This window comes from Burkholderia sp. Tr-20390 (assembly GCF_017104595.1).
Taxonomy (GTDB): domain Bacteria; phylum Pseudomonadota; class Gammaproteobacteria; order Burkholderiales; family Burkholderiaceae; genus Burkholderia.
Genome location: NZ_JAAGPC010000402.1, coordinates 1 through 1608, shown reverse-complemented (window position 1 = coordinate 1608; position 1608 = coordinate 1). Strand labels below are relative to the sequence as shown.

Annotated in this window: 1 protein-coding gene and 2 pseudogenes; all 3 read left to right on the top strand. The window is 68.2% G+C overall.

Features of this window, described 5'->3' with window-relative positions; genetic code table 11:
- Positions 1–296: pseudogene (locus tag G3N98_RS39235) on the top strand (TetR/AcrR family transcriptional regulator); the annotation flags it as partial.
- Between the two features lie 360 nt (positions 297–656).
- On the top strand, positions 657–1187 hold the full coding sequence (gene msrB / locus G3N98_RS39230) for a peptide-methionine (R)-S-oxide reductase MsrB (RefSeq protein ID WP_175240535.1): 531 nt from the start codon (positions 657–659) through the stop codon (positions 1185–1187).
- A 37-nt stretch (positions 1188–1224) separates the two neighbouring features.
- Positions 1225–1608, top strand: a pseudogene (locus G3N98_RS39225) (cytochrome c biogenesis protein DipZ); the annotation flags it as partial.

Here is a 1608-nt window from a genome sequence, read left to right as displayed (position 1 = left end):
CACTGGGGCGTTTCACCCATGTCGGCGTCGGCACCGCGCTCGACGTGATCGCCGGAACCGCGCTCGCGACGATCCTCAGAATCACCAATGAAGGCCCGCAAAACGTCGTTCCGGAGCCGGTGGTCGCCGCAATTCTGCGTGCGCTGGGCGTCGAGCGGCTTGAGGCGGAGAGGTTGGTCGAAGCGGAATTACCGCCAATCGAAACGCCCGATACGTCGCTGCTCGAACGCGGGCATGCAAGGATGCAGGCTCAGTTGCGCACCGGAATTCGACAAGCGCCGCCGCACCGCCCCTAACAGGCCAATCAGGTCGTCCTCGACCGTCACGATGTTTGGCGGACCACGCATCGAGGTATTCACCAGCCAAACGGCCGTTCAGAGACGTGTTGATGGTGGCCGGTCGGAATTCGTCAAGCGGCCGCCACGCTCGACGAACACTAGAAAAACACTAAAAAACGCGGCGCGAACCGGTGCTCAGCAAACACCGGCGGCTCGCCCCCTCGAAGGCCCTTGCCGATTGGATCTTCGACGGATTCCGACGCACCTCGCCGAACCACCCCAACCTTCACAATTCATTTAACTTTCCGTGAGGACTTCGACACCGGCCGCTGACTACGATGGGCGCATGTTTTCAGGACCTGCCGCCAGGAGCCCATCATGCCCACCCGCAGACATCTGCTGTTCGCCGGCGCCACCGGCCTCGCCGTGCTCGCGACGCTGTCGTCCGTCGGCCGCCGCGCGCTGGTCGGCCGTGCGTTCGCCGCATCGCCGGCCACCCCGCAGACGGCCGCCCCTTTTGAAGTCACGCTCAGCGACGCCGAATGGCATCGCCGGCTCACGCCCGCCCAGTACTCGGTCCTGCGCGAGGCCGGCACCGAGCGGCCGTACACCAGCCCGCTGAACGACGAGCACCGGCAAGGCACGTTCGCGTGCGCCGGCTGCGCCCTCCCACTGTTCTCGTCGGCCACCAAGTTCGACAGCCATACGGGCTGGCCGAGCTTCTGGAAGCCGCTCGACCACGCGGTCGCCACGAACACCGACGCATCGTTCGGGATGGTCCGCACCGAAGTGCACTGCCGCCGCTGCGGCGGCCATCTCGGCCACGTGTTCGACGACGGCCCGCAACCGACCGGCCTGCGCTACTGCATGAACGGCCTCGCGCTCACCTTCCACCCCGCCGCCGCCTGATCCGGCCCCGAACTCCCGACCGACTGGAGAACGCACCATGCTGCTCATCGTCCTTGCCTACCTCGGCGGCGTGCTCACGATCCTGAGCCCGTGCATCCTGCCCGTGCTGCCGTTCGTGTTCGCGCGCGCCGACCAGCCGTTCGTCCGCAGCGGCCTGCCGCTGCTCGTCGGCATGGCGCTCACGTTTGCCGTCGTCGCGACGCTCGCGGCCGTCGGCGGCGGCTGGGTCGCGCAGGCCAATCAGGCCGGCCGCTGGGTCGCGATCGTGCTGCTCGCGATCTTCGGCTTGACCTTGCTGATGCCGCGCCTCGCGGAACACCTGACGCGCCCGCTCGTCGCCGCCGGCAACCGGCTCACCGGCTTCGCGCAACGCGACGGCCGCCCGGCCGGCCCCGCGTCGTCGCTGCTGCTCGGCGTCGCG